20 protein-coding genes and 1 tRNA gene are annotated in these 20,583 nt (G+C 26.8%); 17 read left to right on the forward strand and 4 right to left on the reverse strand.

What is annotated here, in order from left to right:
* Positions 1-193 precede the first annotated feature (193 nt).
* The 3 genes from AAT22_RS07485 (at position 194) to AAT22_RS07495 (ending at position 3,822) form a co-directional block, all read left to right on the forward strand.
* On the forward strand, positions 194-1,804 hold the full coding sequence (locus tag AAT22_RS07485; protein WP_047000771.1) for a methyl-accepting chemotaxis protein: 1,611 nt from the start codon (positions 194-196) through the stop codon (positions 1,802-1,804).
* A 117-nt stretch (positions 1,805-1,921) separates the two neighbouring features.
* Complete coding sequence (locus AAT22_RS07490) at positions 1,922-2,593, forward strand: hypothetical protein (protein ID WP_047000772.1); 672 nt, start codon at positions 1,922-1,924, stop codon at positions 2,591-2,593.
* Positions 2,594-2,727: 134 nt separating this feature from the next.
* On the forward strand, positions 2,728-3,822 hold the full coding sequence (locus AAT22_RS07495) for a PQQ-dependent sugar dehydrogenase (protein ID WP_047000773.1): 1,095 nt from the start codon (positions 2,728-2,730) through the stop codon (positions 3,820-3,822).
* A gap of 86 nt (positions 3,823-3,908) precedes the next feature.
* On the opposite strand, the gene AAT22_RS07500 is transcribed toward AAT22_RS07495, so the two are convergent.
* The 3 genes from AAT22_RS07500 to AAT22_RS07510 form a co-directional block, all read right to left on the reverse strand.
* Complete coding sequence (locus AAT22_RS07500; protein WP_016207215.1) at positions 3,909-4,226, reverse strand: hypothetical protein; 318 nt, start codon at positions 4,224-4,226, stop codon at positions 3,909-3,911.
* Positions 4,227-4,308: 82 nt separating this feature from the next.
* Positions 4,309-4,626, reverse strand: a complete 318-nt coding sequence (locus AAT22_RS07505; protein WP_016207214.1) for a hypothetical protein — start codon at positions 4,624-4,626, stop codon at positions 4,309-4,311.
* Between the two features lie 145 nt (positions 4,627-4,771).
* A tRNA-Leu gene (locus tag AAT22_RS07510) sits at positions 4,772-4,854 on the reverse strand.
* Positions 4,855-5,098: 244 nt separating this feature from the next.
* On the opposite strand from AAT22_RS07510, the gene AAT22_RS07515 reads away from it, so the two are divergent.
* The 14 genes from AAT22_RS07515 to AAT22_RS07575 all read left to right on the forward strand — a co-directional run bounded on the left by AAT22_RS07515 (position 5,099) and on the right by AAT22_RS07575 (position 19,577).
* Positions 5,099-5,791: an iron-sulfur cluster assembly scaffold protein gene (locus AAT22_RS07515; protein ID WP_016207213.1), complete on the forward strand. Its 693-nt coding sequence runs from the start codon at positions 5,099-5,101 to the stop codon at positions 5,789-5,791.
* Positions 5,792-5,811: 20 nt separating this feature from the next.
* Positions 5,812-6,810 carry a GGGtGRT protein gene (locus tag AAT22_RS07520; protein WP_016207212.1) on the forward strand — a complete coding sequence of 333 codons (999 nt, stop codon included), beginning with the start codon at positions 5,812-5,814 and terminating at the stop codon, positions 6,808-6,810.
* 368 nt (positions 6,811-7,178) lie between these two features.
* Positions 7,179-8,495: an NCS2 family permease gene (locus AAT22_RS07525; RefSeq protein WP_016207211.1), complete on the forward strand. Its 1,317-nt coding sequence runs from the start codon at positions 7,179-7,181 to the stop codon at positions 8,493-8,495.
* Between the two features lie 298 nt (positions 8,496-8,793).
* Positions 8,794-10,221, forward strand: a complete 1,428-nt coding sequence (locus tag AAT22_RS07530) for an amino acid permease (protein WP_016207210.1) — start codon at positions 8,794-8,796, stop codon at positions 10,219-10,221.
* A gap of 133 nt (positions 10,222-10,354) precedes the next feature.
* Positions 10,355-10,642: a hypothetical protein gene (locus tag AAT22_RS07535; RefSeq protein ID WP_016207209.1), complete on the forward strand. Its 288-nt coding sequence runs from the start codon at positions 10,355-10,357 to the stop codon at positions 10,640-10,642.
* 57 nt (positions 10,643-10,699) lie between these two features.
* Positions 10,700-11,587 (forward strand): LysR family transcriptional regulator, encoded by an 888-nt coding sequence (locus AAT22_RS07540; RefSeq protein ID WP_047000774.1) that lies wholly within the window; start codon positions 10,700-10,702, stop codon positions 11,585-11,587.
* Between the two features lie 107 nt (positions 11,588-11,694).
* The gene (locus AAT22_RS07545; RefSeq protein ID WP_047000775.1) at positions 11,695-12,747 is read left to right on the forward strand and encodes a putative sulfate exporter family transporter; all 1,053 of its coding nucleotides are present in this window, start codon (positions 11,695-11,697) and stop codon (positions 12,745-12,747) included.
* A gap of 168 nt (positions 12,748-12,915) precedes the next feature.
* The gene (locus tag AAT22_RS07550) at positions 12,916-13,608 is read left to right on the forward strand and encodes a response regulator transcription factor (RefSeq protein WP_016207206.1); all 693 of its coding nucleotides are present in this window, start codon (positions 12,916-12,918) and stop codon (positions 13,606-13,608) included.
* Between the two features lie 106 nt (positions 13,609-13,714).
* On the forward strand, positions 13,715-15,028 hold the full coding sequence (locus AAT22_RS07555; protein ID WP_172655010.1) for a HAMP domain-containing sensor histidine kinase: 1,314 nt from the start codon (positions 13,715-13,717) through the stop codon (positions 15,026-15,028).
* A gap of 60 nt (positions 15,029-15,088) precedes the next feature.
* The gene (locus AAT22_RS07560; RefSeq protein ID WP_047000776.1) at positions 15,089-16,315 is read left to right on the forward strand and encodes a hypothetical protein; all 1,227 of its coding nucleotides are present in this window, start codon (positions 15,089-15,091) and stop codon (positions 16,313-16,315) included.
* A 245-nt stretch (positions 16,316-16,560) separates the two neighbouring features.
* On the forward strand, positions 16,561-17,778 hold the full coding sequence (locus AAT22_RS07565; protein WP_047000777.1) for an NADP-dependent isocitrate dehydrogenase: 1,218 nt from the start codon (positions 16,561-16,563) through the stop codon (positions 17,776-17,778).
* Positions 17,779-17,905: 127 nt separating this feature from the next.
* The gene (locus tag AAT22_RS07570) at positions 17,906-18,724 is read left to right on the forward strand and encodes a glycerophosphodiester phosphodiesterase (protein WP_052953926.1); all 819 of its coding nucleotides are present in this window, start codon (positions 17,906-17,908) and stop codon (positions 18,722-18,724) included.
* Between the two features lie 69 nt (positions 18,725-18,793).
* Positions 18,794-18,955: a hypothetical protein gene (locus AAT22_RS18765; protein WP_016207201.1), complete on the forward strand. Its 162-nt coding sequence runs from the start codon at positions 18,794-18,796 to the stop codon at positions 18,953-18,955.
* 166 nt (positions 18,956-19,121) lie between these two features.
* Complete coding sequence (locus tag AAT22_RS07575; protein WP_047000778.1) at positions 19,122-19,577, forward strand: DUF3284 domain-containing protein; 456 nt, start codon at positions 19,122-19,124, stop codon at positions 19,575-19,577.
* A gap of 44 nt (positions 19,578-19,621) precedes the next feature.
* Here AAT22_RS07575 and AAT22_RS07580 read toward each other — a convergent pair whose 3' ends face one another.
* Positions 19,622-20,566, reverse strand: coding sequence for an NAD-dependent epimerase/dehydratase family protein (locus AAT22_RS07580; RefSeq protein WP_084820735.1), 945 nt, complete (start codon positions 20,564-20,566; stop codon positions 19,622-19,624).
* Between the last annotated feature and the right edge of the window lie 17 nt (positions 20,567-20,583).

Genomic DNA, 20,583 nt, shown 5'->3' on the forward strand with positions numbered 1-20,583 from the left:
CAAATACATAATTTAAATTTAATTTAATATTTATAAAATTAATTAAGGAGTTTATCAAATAAAGAAATTTTAGGGGGAGATTTAAATTAAAAGTAATGTATATAATATTAAAAAATACAATAAGCAAAAGGATAAAAAATATAGAAATATAGTAAATAGATTAATAATATTAATAAATATATTAATATTATTAATGATATTTTTAGGTGGACTAGGTGTTTATGGAATACTATTTGGGAGAAATAGTTTAGAGAAACTACAAATAGAAAATAAAAAATTAAGTACTTTATATGAAATAAATTATAATATTAATAGTTTAGATAATATTATAACTTATGTAATAGATGAAACAAAGGTATCTTCTAAAGGATATTATAAAATAAGATATAATAATATAACACAACAAATACAAGAAAAGATTAATGTATATGAAGATAAGGATTATACAAAAGATATAAATAATTATTTTATTAAACTAGAAGAGCTAATTAATATTATAGATAATAAAAATTATATTGAGGCTAATGAATTTTACAAAAAAGAAATAACCAACGAAAAAATTACAATTGAAGAAAAGAGTAGTGAATTGCTTAAGAAACATAGTTTGAATGTAAATATATTATCTAATAAGTATAATGATGAATCTAATATAATAATAGTATTAAATTTAATAATGATTATCATAGCTATACTATTATCATATTTCTTACTAATTAAGTTAAAAGAAAAATTAAGCAGGCAATTGAAAAATATTAGTTCATATGCCAAGGCTTTAGGCGAAGGAAATCTAAATTATAGAATGAAAGATTATTATAATGATGAAATTGGAGAAGTTATAGAAGAATTAAATTTAGCTATAGAAAGTATAAAAAATATATTAAACCAAACAAAGAAAATGGTTTATACTAGTAATGAAAATAGTGAGAATAATGTAATTTCATCAGATAAAATTAAAAAAATAATAAGTTTAGCTAAAAAAGATACATTAAATACATCTGATAAAGTTGCGATGTTAAATGATGATTGTGAAACTGCAGCATGTAAGATACAGGAGATAATAGCAGTTACTAAGGTTATAAGTAAAGAAATAATCAAAAATTCTAATAATGCAAATGATATGAGTAAAAAAGCAATACAAATAGAAAAATTGAGTTTAAAATCTGTAGAAAATGCATTTAATATATTTGAAACTAAATCTAAGCATATAGAATTATCTTTAGAAAGAGGAAAGATAATAAAAGAAATAGAGAGTATGCTGAAAATAATAAATTCTATTTTTAAACAAATTAATCTATTAGCTATTAATGCTTCAATAGAAGCAGCTAAAGCTGAAAATAGTGGGCATGGTTTTTCAATAATTGCAGAGGAGATTAGAAAATTATCAGATGAAACAGAACTGAATTTAAAAAATGTAAAAGAAACTATATTAAGTGTTATATCTGTATTTAATGATATATCTAGAGATTCAAAAGATTTAGTTAAATATTTAAATTCAAAAGTTAAAGATGACTATAATTTACTAATAGACATTTCAAAGTCTTATGGTGAAGATATGAAACTATTATCAGAGGAATCGATAAAAATTAACAACTTAACAGAGAATATATTTGCTTATATGGGGGAAATAGGAGAGAAAATAGAAAATATAGCTATTTCTACTAGTGATATACTTAGTAATTCAAAAGATACTAATTCAGACATGTGTAAAATTGAAGAATTTATAAAAGGATTAGGAGATTCAATTGAAAATGAAAAAATAGTTTTAAATAAACTGAACATATCATTAAATAATTTTATTATTTAAATTTAATAATTGAAAAAATAGGTATTTAATAAAGTATATTAGTTCATTTGTATTATTTACTATATTCTGATAAAATATAGTAAATAATACTAAAAAATATAAATTGGAGTAATGATGATGAAACTTATTAAAGGCTTAATTAAAACAATTAATAGTAACTTTAAAATAAAATTAGGAATATGTATAGGTTTAATAACAGTCTTTGCAGCTGTAGTTATAAGTGGTATGATTTATTCTAATAAAATAAATAAAATAAATTTATCTTTAAAAATATCTACTAATAAAACTAATAATGAAAGAGATGTTAATAAAGATAAGATATTAGAAAATGAAAAAAAGGAAAAGATAAAGTTGCTAAAAGATAAAATAAGAGAATTGGATTATAATATAGATATAAGCAAAACAGAAAATAATCTTGATAAAGACTTATTGTTTTATGAGAATTTATATAATGATTTATTAAAGAAAAAGGAAGAAGCTATTATAGAAGATACAAATACAGATGAAACAATATATAATGAATCAATCCCTGTTATAAATGGAAATAATAATGAAAGCAGTTATAATAATATAAATGATAATCAAAATGAAGAGCCGGTAATAAATGAAGATAATAATCCAAATTCAAATGAAGAGGAAAAGGAACCGGAAAAGGAACCAGAAAAAGAAGAAGTAATAGATGAAACAGATACTAATGAAAATGAATCAAAGCCAGACGATGAGAAAAATCCAGAGAACAACACAAATACTGAAGAGAATCAAGAAGTTAAGCCTAATACAGAGGAATAAAAAATAAATATAATTAGAATCTATTTTTATATAACTTTTAAAAAACTTAAAAGGAGCATTTTAATAAAAATATCATAGTATAAACAAAGTGAATGTTTATACTATGATATTTTTTTATGATTGGAGGAAATGGTATGAAAAGAATAATCTACAGTCTTTTGTCTGATATGATGTCACGAAATTTAACAAATGCTAAAACAAGTATATCTCCTTCAGAAAAATTCCCTTATAAAGTAGAAGTAATAGCAGAGAATTTGAACATACCTTGGGCAATTGATATAAGTGATGAAGGAAAGTTATATTTTACTGAAAGAATTGGAAGTATTAGGGTAATTGAAAATGGTAATCTTAATTTTAACCCAGTAATTACATTAAAAGAACCTTTCATAAGCAGAGGCGAAGGTGGATTGATGGGAGTAGTTTTAGACCCAAGTTACTTACAAAATCACTATATATATGTAATGTATTCATATTTAGAAGACAATAAAGTTTATAATAAAGTAGTTAGATTAATTGAAAATAATAATAAAGCATTTATTGATAAAGTAATTTTAGATAAAATTCCAGGTGGGAGAATTCATAATGGTGGAAGGCTGAAGATAGGTCCAGATAAAAAGTTATATATAACAACTGGAGATGCTGGAATTCCTAATTTAGCACAAGATTTAACGAGTTTAGCAGGAAAAATATTAAGAGTTGAATTAGATGGAAGTATTCCTAAAGATAATCCAATTATTAACTCATCTATTTATTCTTTAGGACATAGAAATCCTCAAGGTTTAGCATGGAATTCAAATAACATATTATATGAAGCAGAGCATGGACAAGCAGCTCATGATGAAATAAATATTATAAAGGCAGGAATAAATTATGGGTGGCCTATAGTACAGGGAAATGAGGTATCAAATAATATTTTATCACAAAAGCCTTTAATACAAAGTGGAGAAGAAACTTGGGCTCCTTCAGGTATTACATTTATAAGTCAAGGGCCTTGGAAAAGTAGATTGCTAGTTGCAAATTTAAGAGGAAGTCAATTGCTTAGTATTTCATTAAATGAAGAAGGAACAATGGTTACAAATGTTGAATCTATAATGAAAAATGAATTTGGACGGTTACGTGAAGTTGTTGAAGCAAAAGATGGATCAATTTATATAACAACAAACAACAGAGATGGAAGAGGAAATCCAAATATAAATGATGATAAAATTATAAAATTAACTCTTAATTAAATAGAAGTATTTATGTTTATATAAAAATAATAATAAGTGAGTTGTCTAAAGATAGATTACTCACTCATTTTTTAAAAATAAAAATTTTATGATAAAACAACCGAACCATTTCCTATTATTACTATTCTATAATGAGATGATAGTGGGTACAATTCATACTTAGGTGAATTAGGTAATAATTTTATTGATTGCAGAATAGTTTCATCATCATTAAAAATAATAAAGTAAGCAAAATTATTATTTGATGAATTTGAAACATATTTTAAACTACTTAAAGGAATATCAAATTTACTTGCTTCATATACTCCTTCAGTAAGTAGAATAGGTTCAGCTTGAGGTTCGGCTTTAACAATATTAATAGCTAAAGTTAAAGATATTAGCAGCATAGTGATAAATTTTTTCATTATAATAACCACCTTTTATAAATATTGTAATTATAATATTATATAGAATTTATTTTAATTGATTATTAACATATAAATTTAATTAAGATAAGAATGCATCCCCATCTCCAATCAATATCATTTTAAAATTAGGTTCTAAGTCGTTTAATCTATACTTTGCAGAATTAGGTGTCATTTTTATTGTTTGTATTACAGCTTGCTTATCATCCAAGACTATAAGGTATAGATTTTTATCCTTAGAAATATTTTGAACTGTGGTAATAGTCCCTAATGATCTATTAATAGAATTAACATCATATATACCTTCTTTAAAGATATTAGTACTAAGTTGAGGGTCTGCTCTAACAATATTAAAATTTATAAATAAAGAAATTAAAATAAGAACAATAAATTTTTTCATAAAAATAACCACCTTTCAAGATTATTTTGACCATGAAATATTTAAATATACAGTAATTTGCTAAGAAATATAAATATATATAAAAGAAAAATGACTTTATCAAAAGGTAATTAAACCTAGTGATAAAGTCATTTCTTATAATTATTGGTGCCGGCAGAGGGAATCGAACCCTCACGGTTTCCCGCATGATTTTGAGTCATGTGCGTCTGCCAGTTCCGCCATGCCGACTGGCTGCAAAAATTATTATAGCAGAAATGTATTTGAATGGCAAGTATTAAATTTTTATGGCATAAAAGGTATATTTTTTATAATATAATATTGTTTGGATTTATTACATCTGTTATTATAGATGTAGGATAAATTTAACCCAGAGGGGCTATATTTGTCCCGATTACTTGTAGTCTACATACTTAACGAATTGTTATAAACATAATAAGACTATAGCAATCTATAATTAGGGAGGAGATATAATATGATGTATTCAAGAGAAGTGGAAGAAATGTGCATTGTTGCCAAAGGACCAAATCATGGACCAGCACCAATTCCTGTTGAAGGAAGATGGGTACAAGCTAAAGAGGTTAAAGACATTTCAGGATTAACTCACGGTGTGGGTTGGTGTGCACCTCAACAAGGAGCTTGTAAATTAACTTTAAATGTTAAGGATGGAATAATTGAAGAAGCATTAGTTGAGACTATAGGATGTTCAGGTATGACACATTCAGCAGCAATGGCTTCAGAAATATTACCAGGAAAGACAATACTAGAAGCATTAAATACAGATTTAGTTTGTGATGCAATAAATACAGCTATGAGAGAATTATTCCTTCAAATAGTTTACGGAAGAAGCCAAACTGCTTTCTCAGAAGGTGGACTACCAATAGGAGCTGGACTTGAAGATTTAGGAAAGGGGCTTAGATCACAAGTTGGTACTATGTATGGAACAGTTGCAAAGGGAACAAGATACCTAGAAATGGCAGAAGGATATGTAACAAAAGTTGCTTTAGATGCAAATAATGAAATCATTGGATATAGATTTGTACATTTAGGAAAAATGATGGAAATGGTTGCTAAAGGAATGGATGCTAACGAAGCAATGGAAAAAGCAACAGGTCAATATGGTAGATTTGACGAAGCAGTTAAAACTATTGATCCAAGACACGAATAGTTTGAAGGGGGAAAAGTATTATGCCATTATTTGAAAGTTATGAAAGAAGAATAAATCAAATCATTCCTGTATTAGAAAAATACGGAATGAGTAAAATAGAAGATGCAAAAACAGTTTGTGATGAAAAAGGAATAGACGTTTACGATATAGTAAAATCTACTCAACCAATCGCTTTTGAAAATGCTATGTGGGCATACACTTTAGGTGCTGCTATAGCAATTAAAAAAGGATGCACAAAAGCAGCAGAAGCAGCAGAAGCTATAGGAGAAGGCTTACAAGCTTTCTGTATTCCAGGTTCAGTTGCAGATGATAGAAAAGTTGGTTTAGGACATGGTAACTTAGGAGCTATGCTTTTAAGAGAAGAAACTAAATGTTTTGCTTTCTTAGCAGGACACGAAAGTTTTGCAGCTGCAGAAGGTGCTATAAAAATAGCTGAAAAGGCTAATAAAGTAAGAAAAGAGCCATTAAGAGTTATATTAAATGGTTTAGGAAAAGATGCTGCATTTATAATTTCAAGAATCAATGGATTTACTTATGTTGAAACTAACTTTGATTTCTTCACAGGTAAATTAGAAATAGTTAGAGAAGTTCCATATTCAAATGGACCAAGAGCTAAAGTTAAATGTTATGGAGCAAATGATGTTAGAGAAGGTGTTGCTATAATGCATCACGAAGGAGTTGATGTATCAATCACTGGTAACTCAACTAACCCAACTAGATTCCAACATCCAGTTGCTGGAACATATAAAAAAGAATGTGTTGATCAAGGAAAGAAATACTTCTCAGTAGCATCAGGTGGTGGTACAGGAAGAACTCTTCATCCAGATAATATGGCAGCAGGTCCAGCATCATACGGTATGACAGATACTATGGGAAGAATGCATTCAGATGCACAATTTGCAGGATCTTCATCAGTTCCAGCTCACGTTGAAATGATGGGTCTTATCGGAATGGGTAACAACCCAATGGTAGGAGCTACAGTTGCTGTTGCAGTTGCTATTGAAGAACATTCAAAGTAAGCTACTCTAAGTTGTATACTTAAAATAAACATCCCAATTTGATAAAAATTGGGGGAAAAATAAATAGATAAATTAGTCCCGTGTTTAGCAAATGGCTTTATGCGGGGCTTTTTTCATGACTTTTTTATTACTTTTTAGGTGCTATATTATTATTTAGTAAATTGGAAGTTTACTAAAATTATATTTGTGAATTAAAGTATTAATTACGAATTATAATAATAGATAAAATAAAAAAGTGTAGTTAAGAAAATGTTATCACAAAAAATATTATAAAAAATATTAATAATATTCGTTTTATACTTGGATTTTGTCGGAATTTAGTGTATTATAGTTCAGGGATTTATAAAATAATACGAAAGAGGGATAAAATGAAAACAATATTTAAAAATGATGGAATGGTTGATAATTATTTTGGTATAACTAAAAGTGGATCAAATATAAAAAGAGAAATTATAGCAGGAATAACTACATTTATGACTATGGCATATATATTAATAGTTAACCCTTCAATACTTTCACAAGCAGGAATGGATAGTGGGGCTGTATTTACAGCAACTGCAATTTCAGCAATTATTTCAACCCTAATAATGGGAGTATATGCTAAGCTTCCGTTTGCTCAAGCACCAGGTATGGGATTAAATGCTTTCTTTGCATTTACGGTAGTTATTGGAATGGGATACTCATTTCAGTTTGCATTAACAGCCGTATTTTTAGAAGGTATAATATTTATTTTACTTACTGCTTTTAATGTTCGTGAAGCGATAGTTGATTCTATACCAGAAAATATTAAAAAGGCCATCTCAGTTGGAATAGGTTTATTTATAGCTGTTATAGGACTTGAAGGAGCAGGCGTTATTGTTAAAGGTGAGGGAACATTAATATCACTTGGAGATATAACAAAAGGGCCAGCGTTACTTGCAATTATAGGAATAGTTATAACAGGAATATTAATGGCGAGGAATGTTAAAGGTGCATTATTTATAGGAATGATAATAACAGCTATAATAGGTATTCCAATGGGAATAACAAATTTACCAGATGCCATTATAAGTGCCCCACCATCAATTAGTTCTGTATTTATGAAATTTGAATGGCATAATATATTTTCAATAGACATGCTAATTGTCTTATTTACATTATTATTTATGGATATGTTTGATACAATAGGAACACTAGTTGGAGTTGCAACAAAAGCCAAGATGTTAGATAGTGAAGGAAAAGTTCCAAATATTAAGAAGGCACTTTTATCAGATGCAATTGGAACTACTTTAGGAGCTTGTCTTGGAACTAGTACAGTAAGCACATTCGTTGAAAGTGCTGCTGGGGTTGCGGAAGGTGGAAGAACTGGATTAACAGCAGTATCAACAGCAATTATGTTTACATTAGCACTATTCTTTGCACCTTTATTTGGAGTTATTACATCAGCAGTAACATGTAGTGCTTTAGTATTAGTAGGCTTATTTATGTTAGAACCTATTAAAGAAATAGATTTAGAGGATTGGACAGAAGCGCTACCTGCATTTTTAACTATAATAATGATGCCTCTAGCTTATAGTATTTCAGATGGAATGGTATTTGGAGTTTTATCATATATAATACTTAAGTTATTTACAGGAAAATATAAAGAACTAACTATTCCAACTATAGTAGTAGGAGCAGTATTTGTCTTGAAGTTTATGATATAAATAATAAAATAGCTTTATAAAAACTATAAAGAAATAAAACTTTATAGTTTTTATTGTTTTCAAAATAGTGATTCTAATTTATACATTTTATAATATGATAAGAATTTTTAGGGAATTATAATAATATATTATGAAAAAATAATAAAAAAATTAATATTATCAATAAAAGATTAAAAAAATGTTAATATAATAAAAATATGTAAATGAAAAAAATATTTATTATTGTCGGAAGATACTGGTGTTGGTAAAATAATTATGGATTAATGATTTAATACTTAATATTTTAAGGAGGCGCGTTATGGGAGAAGACGCTAAAAAAATTAGGTGGTACAATCTGGCATTAATGGCTTTTGTATCAGTTTGGGGATTTGGAAATGTAGTAAATAATTTTGCAAATCAAGGATTAACTGTAGTTGTATCATGGATATTAATAATTGGTTTATATTTCGTTCCATATGCTTTGATGGTAGGGGAACTTGGATCAACTTTTAAAGATGGAAAAGGAGGAGTAAGTACATGGATTAGAGAAACCATGGGTCCAACTTTAGCATATTTTGCAGGCTGGACTTATTGGGTAGTACATGTACCTTATTTAGCTCAAAAGCCACAGGCAGTTTTAATAGCTCTTGGATGGGCTGTAAAACAAGATGGAACTTTTATAAATAATATGAATACACTTGTAGCACAAAGTTTAACACTAGTTGTATTTTTAGTATTCTTATGGGTAGCATCTAGAGGGGTTACATCTTTAAAGAAAATCGGGACTATAGCAGGTACTTCTGTATTTGTAATGTCTATGTTATATATCTTATTAATGGTAGCAGCACCTGCTATAAGAGGAGTAGAGATAGCTACTACCAATATAACAATACAATCACTTATACCTAAATTTGACTTCACATATTTTACAACATTATCAATGTTAGTTTTTGCAGTTGGAGGAGCTGAAAAAATTTCTCCATATGTAAATAATATGAATAAGCCAAGCAAGGAGTTTCCAAGGGGTATGATAATTTTAGCAGCTATGGTTGCTGTCTCAGCTTTACTTGGCTCAATGGCTATGGCAATGATGTTTGATGCAAATAATATTCCAAAAGATCTAATGATGAATGGTCAATATTATGCATTTAAAATGTTAGGCGAATATTATGGATTAGGAAATACATTTTTAATAGTGTATGCAATAGCTAATATGCTTGCACAAATATCAGCATTAGTATTTTCAATAGATGCTCCTCTTAAAGTTTTAATTGGAGATGCTGATAAAAATTATATACCAAAAAAATTAACTAAAACTAATAAATACGGAGCTCCTATAAATGGATATCTTATGACAGCTATTTTAGTTGGTATATTAATTATGGTTCCAGCTTTAGGAATCGGAGATATGAATGCTTTATTTGATTGGTTATTAAAGCTTAACTCAGTAGTAATGCCATTAAGATATTTATGGGTATTCTTAGCGTTTATAATGCTTAAAAAACTTTCAGACAAGTTTAATTCAGAGTACAAGTTTGTAAAAAACAAGAGTATAGCATTGGGATTTGGAATTTGGTGTTTCTTCTTTACAGCATTTGCTTGTATAATGGGGATGTTCCCAAAAGGAGTAGAAACATATTCAAGTGCTTGGTGGTTCCAAATCTCTCTTACTGTATTAACAATTTTAGTTTTATTGGGATTAGGAGCTATTTTACCAAAAGTTGCAAAAAAAAATAAATCTATATAACAAAAAAACTATAAGGTATAACAAACCTTTTAAAGAAATATTGGTTATCTCTTATTGAAAAGACTTTATTACTGTGGTATAATATATTCATAGTAGTGGAAAATAACAATATGAAATAAAGAGGTAGTTTATTATGAATAGTGGATTAAAAACAGGGTTATACATAATAGGTAGTTTTTTAATAATTGGATTAGTTGCATCTGTAGCTATTCAACTTTTGATATGGATTTTACCTATTATAGTAGTTCTTTATGTTATATTAAAAATAAGCAAATATTTTTCAGGTAAAATTGGTAGAAACTCAAACAATACTAATTATACTTCAGAATTTGACTCTAATTTTAGTGATGAAAATTCAACTAAGATTGATGATTCTTCTAATGAAGTAATAGATGTAGAATATGAAGATATAAGTAAATAGTTATTTTAGAACTCAGCAATTGCTGAGTTCTTCTATTTAAAACAAGGGGGGGATATTGTGAACTTTAGAAAGCTTAAGATATTCTATGAAACTGCTAGATATTTAAATATGACAAAAGTAGCAAAAGAAATGTATATAAGCCAACCTTCAATTAGTCAAAGTATAAATGAGTTAGAAGCAGAGCTAGGTGTAAAGCTGTTTGATAGAATAGGGAAAAAGCTATATTTAACTCATGAGGGACAAACTTTTTTAAATTATACAAGAAGAATTTTGAATTTATATGATGAAGGTGTTAAAAACTTAAGAGAATTCACATATAGTAGAAAAGGTAAAATTAGTATAGGTGCAAGTACCACTATAGGAATATATATACTTCCAGAAATAATTAAAGACTTTTCTAGTGAGTTTAAAGATATTGAAATATCTCTAATAATTGAAAATACAAAAAATATTGAGAAATTGATTCTTGAAAATAAAATAGATTTTGCATTTGTTGAAGGAGAAATTTATTGTAATGAAATAATAAAAGAAGTTGTATGGAAAGATGAGTTAGTATTTATATGTGGAGATAAAAACAACTTAAGAAATTTTGAAATAGTTCCAGGAATAGTACTAGAGGAACAAAGATTAATTATGAGAGAAGGGGGAAGTGGGACAAGAGAACATACAGAAGGTTTTCTGAAAAAGAATAAAATAAAATTTAATACCTTTTTAGAATTAGGAAATACAGAAGCAATAAAAAGAACTGTTGAGGCAAATTTAGGTGTGGGATGCGTTTCATATAGAGTTATAGAGGATAAAATTAATTTAGGAAAATTATTTAGTTTTAGAATAAAAGAAGGAAAAATTGAAAGAGATTTATATTTAATAATACATAAGGATAAATTTATTTCAAACAACATGAATTTATTTGTAAATTATACTAAAGATAAAAAATATATATAAGTAAAAACCTATTGTTATTATAAAATAATGATATTTCACCTTTCAAAAAAAGTTATCTATAATAGGATTCATAATAATAGTTATATGGATTTTGAGGTGAATATATTATGAAGAAAGTTATAAGTATAATACCTGGATTATTAGTTTGTTTAATTATAAGTGCTATTTCAAAAATATTAGGTGGAAAATTTTCAACAATAGGAGCAGCAAGCTTTGCTATATTTATAGGAATAGTGTTAGGAAACACTATATTTAAAGAAAATAAATATGAAAATGGTACTAAGTTTGCAGAAAAGGATCTTTTAAATTACTCTATAGTTCTTATGGGAGCTAATTTGAATTTGAATGAAATATTACAGCTTGGATTCAATGGACTTATATTTATTATCTTACAAATGATTTTAACAATTACAATAACATATTGGATAGGTAGGAAACTAAAATTCAATAGAAAATATTGTTTACTTATGGCATCAGGAAATGCAGTTTGTGGTTCATCTGCAATAGGTGCAACATCTGCAGTTATTAAGGCTAAGAATTCTGATAAGGTAATATCTATAACAATAGTAAATATTGTAGGTACTGTCTTAATGATTTTATTACCTTTAATAACCGCAAATTTATATAAGAATGAAATATTTCAGACATCAGCAATGATTGGTGGTATCTTACAATCAGTTGGACAAGTAATAGGCTCAGCAAAATTTATTTCAGATGATGTAGTAAAATTATCAACAGTATTTAAAATAATAAGGATTATATTATTAGTAGTTGTAGTATTGTTTTATGAAAAAATAGACTTCTCTAGAGATGAATTTTTGGAAGAAAAACTAAATAATGAAATTATTAGAGAAGAAAATATCAAGGAAAAACATATAAAAAAAAGAAAACTAAATGTTCCTTGGTTTATTAATGGCTTTTTTATAATTTGTATATTATATACTGTAGGGGTTGTGCCTCAATTTATATCATCTATGTTTAAATGGATTAGCGGTAATTTTGAAGTTATAGCACTGGCAGGAATAGGAATGAGGGTCAAGATAAAAGATTTAATGAAACAAGGGCCCAAAGCAATATTATATGGGGCACTAGTAGGATTCTTGCAGATAATGTTTGCTATAATTCTGATATCAATTTTTTTATTACCTTTTCAGATATAACATAGTATAAACTATACAAGAATATAAAGATAAAATTGTTATTGTTGAACTTTCAATTCAAAATAATTAAAAATTAAAGATTGAAATTCTCTTAAAAGTATTGTGAAAATTAGAAAACTAGTAAAAAATTAGAAAAGAATATATAATGTTAATAAAAGAGGTGATACTTTGAGAGAAAATATATTAATAATTGAAGATGATGAAGATATAAGTCAGATATTAAGATTTTCATTAACTAGAGAAGGATATAAAGTTAAAATAAATGATAATGGATTAAGAGTAGAAGATGATATACAAACATTTAAACCAAATTTAATATTATTAGATATTATGCTAGGTGATATAGATGGATTTTCTATTTGTAAAGAAATTACAAATTATAAAATACCTATAATTATGATTACAGCACGAATTGATATTACAGATAAGATTCTTGGTCTTGAATTAGGCGCTGATGATTATATTACGAAACCTTTTGATATTAGAGAAGTAATAACAAGAATTAGAGTGGCTTTAAGAAGAAAAAAAGAAATTACAAATCAAAAGAATAAAGAAAATGTTTCTAGTGGAAATATTAGTATTTCTGAACAGAGTAGAATTGTAAAATGTAATGGCGAAGAAATAAAACTTAAACCAAAGGAATTTGATCTTTTATTATTTTTAGTCAAAAATAAAAATAGAGTTTATTCAAGAGATGAGTTATTAAATTTAGTTTGGGGATATGATTTTATTGGAGATACAAGAACTATAGATGTACATATAACAAGATTACGACAAAAGTTAAAAAAGGAGATTAACATAGAAACAGTTTTTGGAGTGGGTTATATGTTGAAAGAAAGTGATGCTAACAATAAGGCGTAAATATGGAATAGTATTATCTGTAATTTTTATTGTATTAATATTTATCTCCAATATAATATTAAATAAATTTTTCTATAGAAATTTTAAAGAGTATATCACAAATGATATGGAGAAAAATTATGAGGTTTCATTTAGCAGTTTAAATGATTATTTAGCCATAAATAATATTTATAAAAATGAAATGACAGTAAGTGATTTAAATAATAGTGTAATTAACTTTATTTTAAACAGAGTTTATTGCCAAGGAGCATTATATGACCTAGATGGTAACTTATTATTAAAAGGAACAGTTAATGAAAGCGAATTAGACTTAAATGTATATGGAATATCAGAAGAAACCTTGAAGATAGTTAAAGATAATAAGGCTATTATAGATATTGAAAGAAGGTCTAATGGTATTATTGGAAAAGTAAGTTACTTAATATATGGTAAGGATAAACAAGCTATAGGGGTTATGATGTTAGCCAATAACTACGAAAAGGAGTATATAAGAAATCAAAACATAAATGAATTAGTTAATTATATATTTGCTGGGCTTTTCTTAATTATACTAATTTCGATATATTTTTTATCATCAAAGATAGTTAATCCTTTAATACTTCTTAAGAATAAAGTTTCAGAAGTAGGAAAAGGTAGTTATCCTTCCAAAATTGATATTACTTCAAATGACGAGGTAGGAGTTCTGGTTGACTCATTTAATTCAATGAGTGAAAAGTTAAAAAAGAAGGATGAGCAAGAAAAAAATATATTTAGAAATATAACTCATGAGTTAAAATCACCAATTACTAGTATTTCAGGATATGCACAAATATTAAGTGAAGATAATTTTCAAGATGAGGAATTTAAGGCTATAGCTATAAAAAGAATTGTTTTTGAGGCTAATAGAATGAATGAGTTAGTAGGTACACTTTTAGAGATTTCAAAGCAAATAAGTGACTTAGAGGATTACTCCTTTGAAAATGTTAATTTAAAATTTATTTTAAATGATATAATACAAACTAATTTAATAAGTGTAAAGGAAAAGTCATTAGAAATAATTAATCAAACAAATGATATTAGTATAAAGGGCAATAAACAATATTTATATATATTAGTAAATAACTTAGTAGAAAATGCAATAAAGTATTCAAATGATAATAGTAAAATAATTATTGAATTGAAAAATATTAATGAACATACGATTTTTTCAGTTTTATCAGAAGGAAAGGTTATTCCAATCGAGAAGAAGGAAAGAATATTTGAACCATTTGTTAAAGTTGATGATAGTAGGAAAAACAAGAAAAATTCTCATGGATTAGGCTTATATATTTGCAAAAATATAGCAGAATCGCATAATGCAACAATAGAAGTAGATGTAGATGGAAATAGATCTAAATTTACCGTAAAATTTACACATTTTAACACTTTAGAAACATCTTAATATTATTCCAATAATAACTAATTATTATAATGAGTATATATAGTGATTGGAGGAATTAATATGAAAACAAAATATTTAGTATTATTACTTGTCATAGTAATGATAATGATACCAATAGGATGTTCGAAGGATAGTAGTGAAAATGTAGTATTAGGAACAGAAAAGATTATTATTGATGAGAATACAAAAGACAAGAAAAATGAAGATTTTCAAATTAAAAAGGTTGCAGAAATAGAACTTCCGGATACTGGAGCTATTTATAGAATGGCTTATATAAAGGAAAATATTATTCAACTTATTTATCAGAATGAAAATGATGTTATTAGAGAAGTAAGCATTGGTAAGTTAGACAGCGATAATAAAGTTAATTGGACTTATAAAAATCTTGAAGGGGAATCATATTCCGCTAATTCTCATAATGGAATTTATTCAAATAAGATAAAAAGGGATAATAAAGTATATGCTATTAATAAGGATGGCGAATTAGAAGAATTAGCTGTATATACTAAGTTAGTTGAAGAACAAGGCAATCTACTTTATGATGTTCATGATTCTTACAGAAATGGTACTATAGATGTAGTATTAGTGGGAGGTGAGAAAGAACAAAAATTTGCTTTAATAGATATCCCAAACGAAAAATATTATGTTATTCCAAAGGAATTAAGACATAATGATAAAGATGGGGGATTAAGAGAAGTATTAGGAGTAGATGGAGAGAGAATTTATGTTAACTATCAGTATGTAGAAGGATACTATTCAGATGATTTCGATCCAACTCAAGAGCATGATACAAAAAATACTATAGGATATATTGAGAATAATAAGTTCACTAAAATATTGTCAGATGATGATGGTATTGAAATTGATACTAGAGGAGAAATGCTTTATGAAAATGGTAGAATATTATTTTCAGGCTTTGCAGAAGGTAAAAATGGAATTTGGAATTATGATATAGATAACAAAAAACTTACAAAAATTGTAGATGTAGATAGTGGTACATTCTTCGAATTTCATATAAGTGAAAATAAAGATAAAGTTATCATAAGCAGTTTGAAACCTGCGTTAGAAAAAGATGAAAAACGGAATAATACTTTAAGTATTGCAAATATCAATGATAAGTTAGAAGTTACAAATATCACCAATATAGTTACTAATACAGAGGAAAGACATCATAAAATATTTGAAGGTTGGGCAAATAATGGGAAAACATTTTATATAAGATCAATTGTAGAGGATGAACATTATAACGGAACAAATAATTTAGAAGTTTATAATATAGTAGAATAAAAAGTAATTAGGAATGAATATCTACAAAATTATAATAGTGAAATCTTACTTCAATACAACACCATAAGTAAATTTGTGTAAACTGAATATAATGAACTCCTGCTTATAACGATGAAAGTAATAAATTATTATAAGTAGGAGTTTTTTTTAGTATGTAATTAGAGGCTAAATAAAACGTAATTGTAAAAAGCTAGTTTGTAATGTATAATTATCTTATTAAAAATTTATACAATGGGGGGCTAAACATGGATAAAATAAAGATGAAAACACCATTAGTTGAGATGGATGGAGATGAAATGACAAGAATCTTATGGGGCATGATAAAGGATGAATTGTTAAATCCATTTATTGATTTAAAAACAGAATACTATGATTTAGGATTAGAGTATAGAAATGAAACTAATGATGAAGTTACAGTACAAGCAGCAGAAGCAATAAAAAAATATGGTGTAGGTGTAAAGTGTGCTACAATTACACCAAATGCAGAAAGAGTTAAAGAGTATAATTTAAAAGAAATGTGGAAAAGTCCAAATGGGACTATAAGAGCAATTTTAGATGGTACAGTTTTTAGAGCACCAATAATAGTGGATTCTATTAAACCTTATGTAAGAACATGGGAAAAACCAATAACTATAGCAAGACATGCATATGGTGATGTATATAGAGATGTTGAAATGAAGATTGAAGGCAAAGGAAAGGCTGAATTGGTATTTACTAATGAATTTGGGGAAGAAAAGAAGGAACTTATTCATGACTTTGATGGTGATGGAGTAATACTAGGTATGCATAATTTAAATAAATCTATAGAAAGTTTTGCTAGAAGTTGTTTTAATTTTGCAATTGATTCAAAACAAGATTTATGGTTTGCATCAAAAGATACTATTTCTAAAAAATATGACCATACGTTTAAAGACATTTTTCAGGATATCTTTGAAAAGGAATATAAGAGTAAATTTAATGAAATGAACATAGAATACTTCTATACGTTGATTGATGATGCTATAGCAAGAGTAATAAAATCAAATGGAGGGTATATATGGGCATGTAAAAATTATGATGGTGATGTGATGAGTGATATGGTAGCAACAGCTTTTGGATCTCTTGCGATGATGACTTCAGTATTAGTTTCTCCAGATGGGGATTACGAATATGAAGCAGCTCATGGAACTGTTCAAAGGCATTATTATAATCATTTAGAAGGAAAAGAAACATCAACTAATTCAATAGCAACAATATTTGCTTGGTCAGGTGCTTTAAGAAAAAGAGGCGAGCTAGATAATATAGAGGAATTGATTAAGTTTGCTGATAATTTAGAGAAAGCATCAATACAAACAATAGATGATGGATGTATGACAAAGGATTTAGCTATCCTTTCAAATTTAGAGAACATAAAAGTAAATAATTCAGAGGAATTTATAAAATCTATAAGAGTGAGATTAGAAAATTTATATAAATTACAATAAATTATTTGAAGTTAATAAAGGCTATCTAAAGTATAATATTTTAGATAGCTACTTTTTTTTATACAAGAAAATGGTATAATTATTATTATGGGAATTAATGGTTCAAATTTGAGTTAGGAGAATATTTATGAAGAAGAAAGCAATTATAATTTTATTAATTATTTTAGGAGTGGTTTTATTGTTTAGCATGGGAATCTTTATATTAACAAAAGCAACTCCAATAGAAGATGGAAGTTTAGACTGGATAAAAAATATAAAAATATCCCATAGGGGATTGTATAATAATGAAGATATACCAGAAAATTCATTAAAGGCATTTAAGAAATCTATAGAAAATAATGTCGCAATTGAATTGGACGTACAATTAAGTAAAGATAATGAAGTAGTAGTATTCCACGATTATAATTTGGAAAGAATGACGGGCGCAAATAAGGATGTAAATGAATTAAATTATATTGATATTCTAGACTTAAAACTTTTAAATACAAAAGAGTATATACCAACATTAAAAGAAGTGTTAGAACTTGTTGATGGGAAAGTACCAGTACTTATAGAGGTGAAAAATGAAGATAAAGTAGGAGTACTTGAAAGTGAAGTATATAATATTATAAAAACTTATAAAGGAGATATGGCTGTTCAGGCATTTAATCCATTTGTATTATCTTGGTTTAAGAAAAATGCCCCAGAAATAGCTAGGGGACAACTTTCAGGATCCTTTGAAGACTCCGATTTAGTTTGGTATAAGAAATTTTTATTGAAAAATTTGTTGTTAAATTTTGAAAGTAAGCCAGCATTTATATCATATGAAATTGATTGTTTGCCAAAATCTATAGTTAAAGTTCAACGTAATAGAAATGTCCCTATTTTAGGATGGACAATAAAATCAGAATCTGATATAGAAAAAGCTAATATAAATTGTGATAATATAATATACGAAGATAAATAAAATTTAATTACTTGTCATTAGAATAAAAACACCTTAATAATTTCAAACTATCATGAGGAGGTGTTTTATATGGCACATAAGAATAATAAAAATTCAAAAAATAATAAAAAATCAGGTCAAAAAACTAAGTCAGAATTGAAAAAAATGCAAATGGAAACTGCTGATGAAGTAGGTTATTCAAAAGAATCTAGAAAACTTGGCAAAAATAAGCCAAGAAGTGAAGATAATTAATAAATCATATAATATTATTGGAAACCTTCTGTTTTAACAGAGGGTTTTTAGTTTAATAGAAGTGAATTTAAATTGGTATAGACAAGTTGTGTAATCATTTAATTTATTATAGAAATTTATTAGAAAAGATGTAATAATATTATTATAAGAAAGTGGGGGATTTGATATGAGTATTTATAAAGGAAATATTATAATAAATTATCCAATAGAAAAGGTCTTTAAGGTATTTATAGATTTAAATAAACAACAAATACCTAAATTTAATGACAAAAATCCAACAGAAGTTAGCTATAAAAAAGTAGTAAAAACAGTAGGAAAGCAAAAAATTGAAATGGTAACTACTATAACAGGCTTTGAAAAAGATAATTTATATGAAGTTACAAATACAATTAATAAAGATAAGTATGTTTCTAGGTATGAGTTTAAGGGAATAGATTCAAGTTCTACAGAAATATCATTAAGTGAAAGTCAGGAAATATATGCTTTTTCTTCATCATTAACATTATTATTTGAGAAAATTACTGCAAAGAAAAAAATGAAAAATAAACTTGAGGGAATAAGAAAAGCTTTAGAACTTGAAATAAAAAGAAGATATAAAGAAAGTAATGATTCTATAAAGTAATTACAAAAAAGTTTCAGTCATTATAGGCTGAAACTTTTTGTGATTTATAATGCTTTTACAAGCTTATAATCTCTATAAATCGGTCGTTCATCACTATACCATTTATAGGACATTTCTAATCCTTCTTTTAGATATATAACAGGTAAATGAAATCCATTTTCCCTTAAATCCTTTATATTTAGATTAAAGTTGGTATTTCTAAAAGGGAAATAGCTTCTAACATCTAAATTAGAAATAGGAACTTTTTTTATATTAGCCTTCTTATTTAAGATACAGGCACAAAGATTTATAATTTCTTCAAAAGAGTATAAATTTGGACTAGTTAAATTATAAGCTCTTCTGTCATTATCGTTATAGATAGCACATTCAAAAGCCTTAACTAAATCTTGTATATGGATAAATTGAACTTTTACATCATCATCTGGAACTAGTATTATATCTTCATTTTCTAATTTATCAAAGAAGTAACATTCCCTATATAAATCATTTCCTTCCCCATAAATATAAGTAGGCCTGAAAATTGTTGCATGTAAATCTTCCTTTAATATTAATTCATTTATATAAGATTCAGCTTGAAGTTTATTATATCCATATATACCCCAAGTAGAATTTTCACCTTTATCAGCATCTTCTTTAATATTTCTATTAGTAGGGATATATACTGCAGCGGATGAACAAAATATATAGCGCTTCAATGAAGATGGATTTATACATGAAAATAATATTTCTACATCATCCTTAGAATAAGCAGATATATCAAAAATCACATCATAATTTTTATTTTTTAAAGAAGACTTTAAGGACTTCTTATCTTTTCTATTGCAAATTATATGATTTCTAAAGCCTAAATAATTAACTTCTTTTATTCCTCTAGTTAGAATATCAGTTTCATAGCCACGCTTAATTAGGTATTTAGCAAGGGCCTGAGAAACAAAGCCACTCCCACCTAATATTAAAACCTTAACCATTTTATCCTCCTTCAATCTCATAAAAAAACCCCTTTCAT

It is taken from the genome of Clostridium sp. C8 (genome assembly GCF_001010885.1).
Lineage (GTDB): Bacteria > Bacillota > Clostridia > Clostridiales > Clostridiaceae > Clostridium > Clostridium sartagoforme.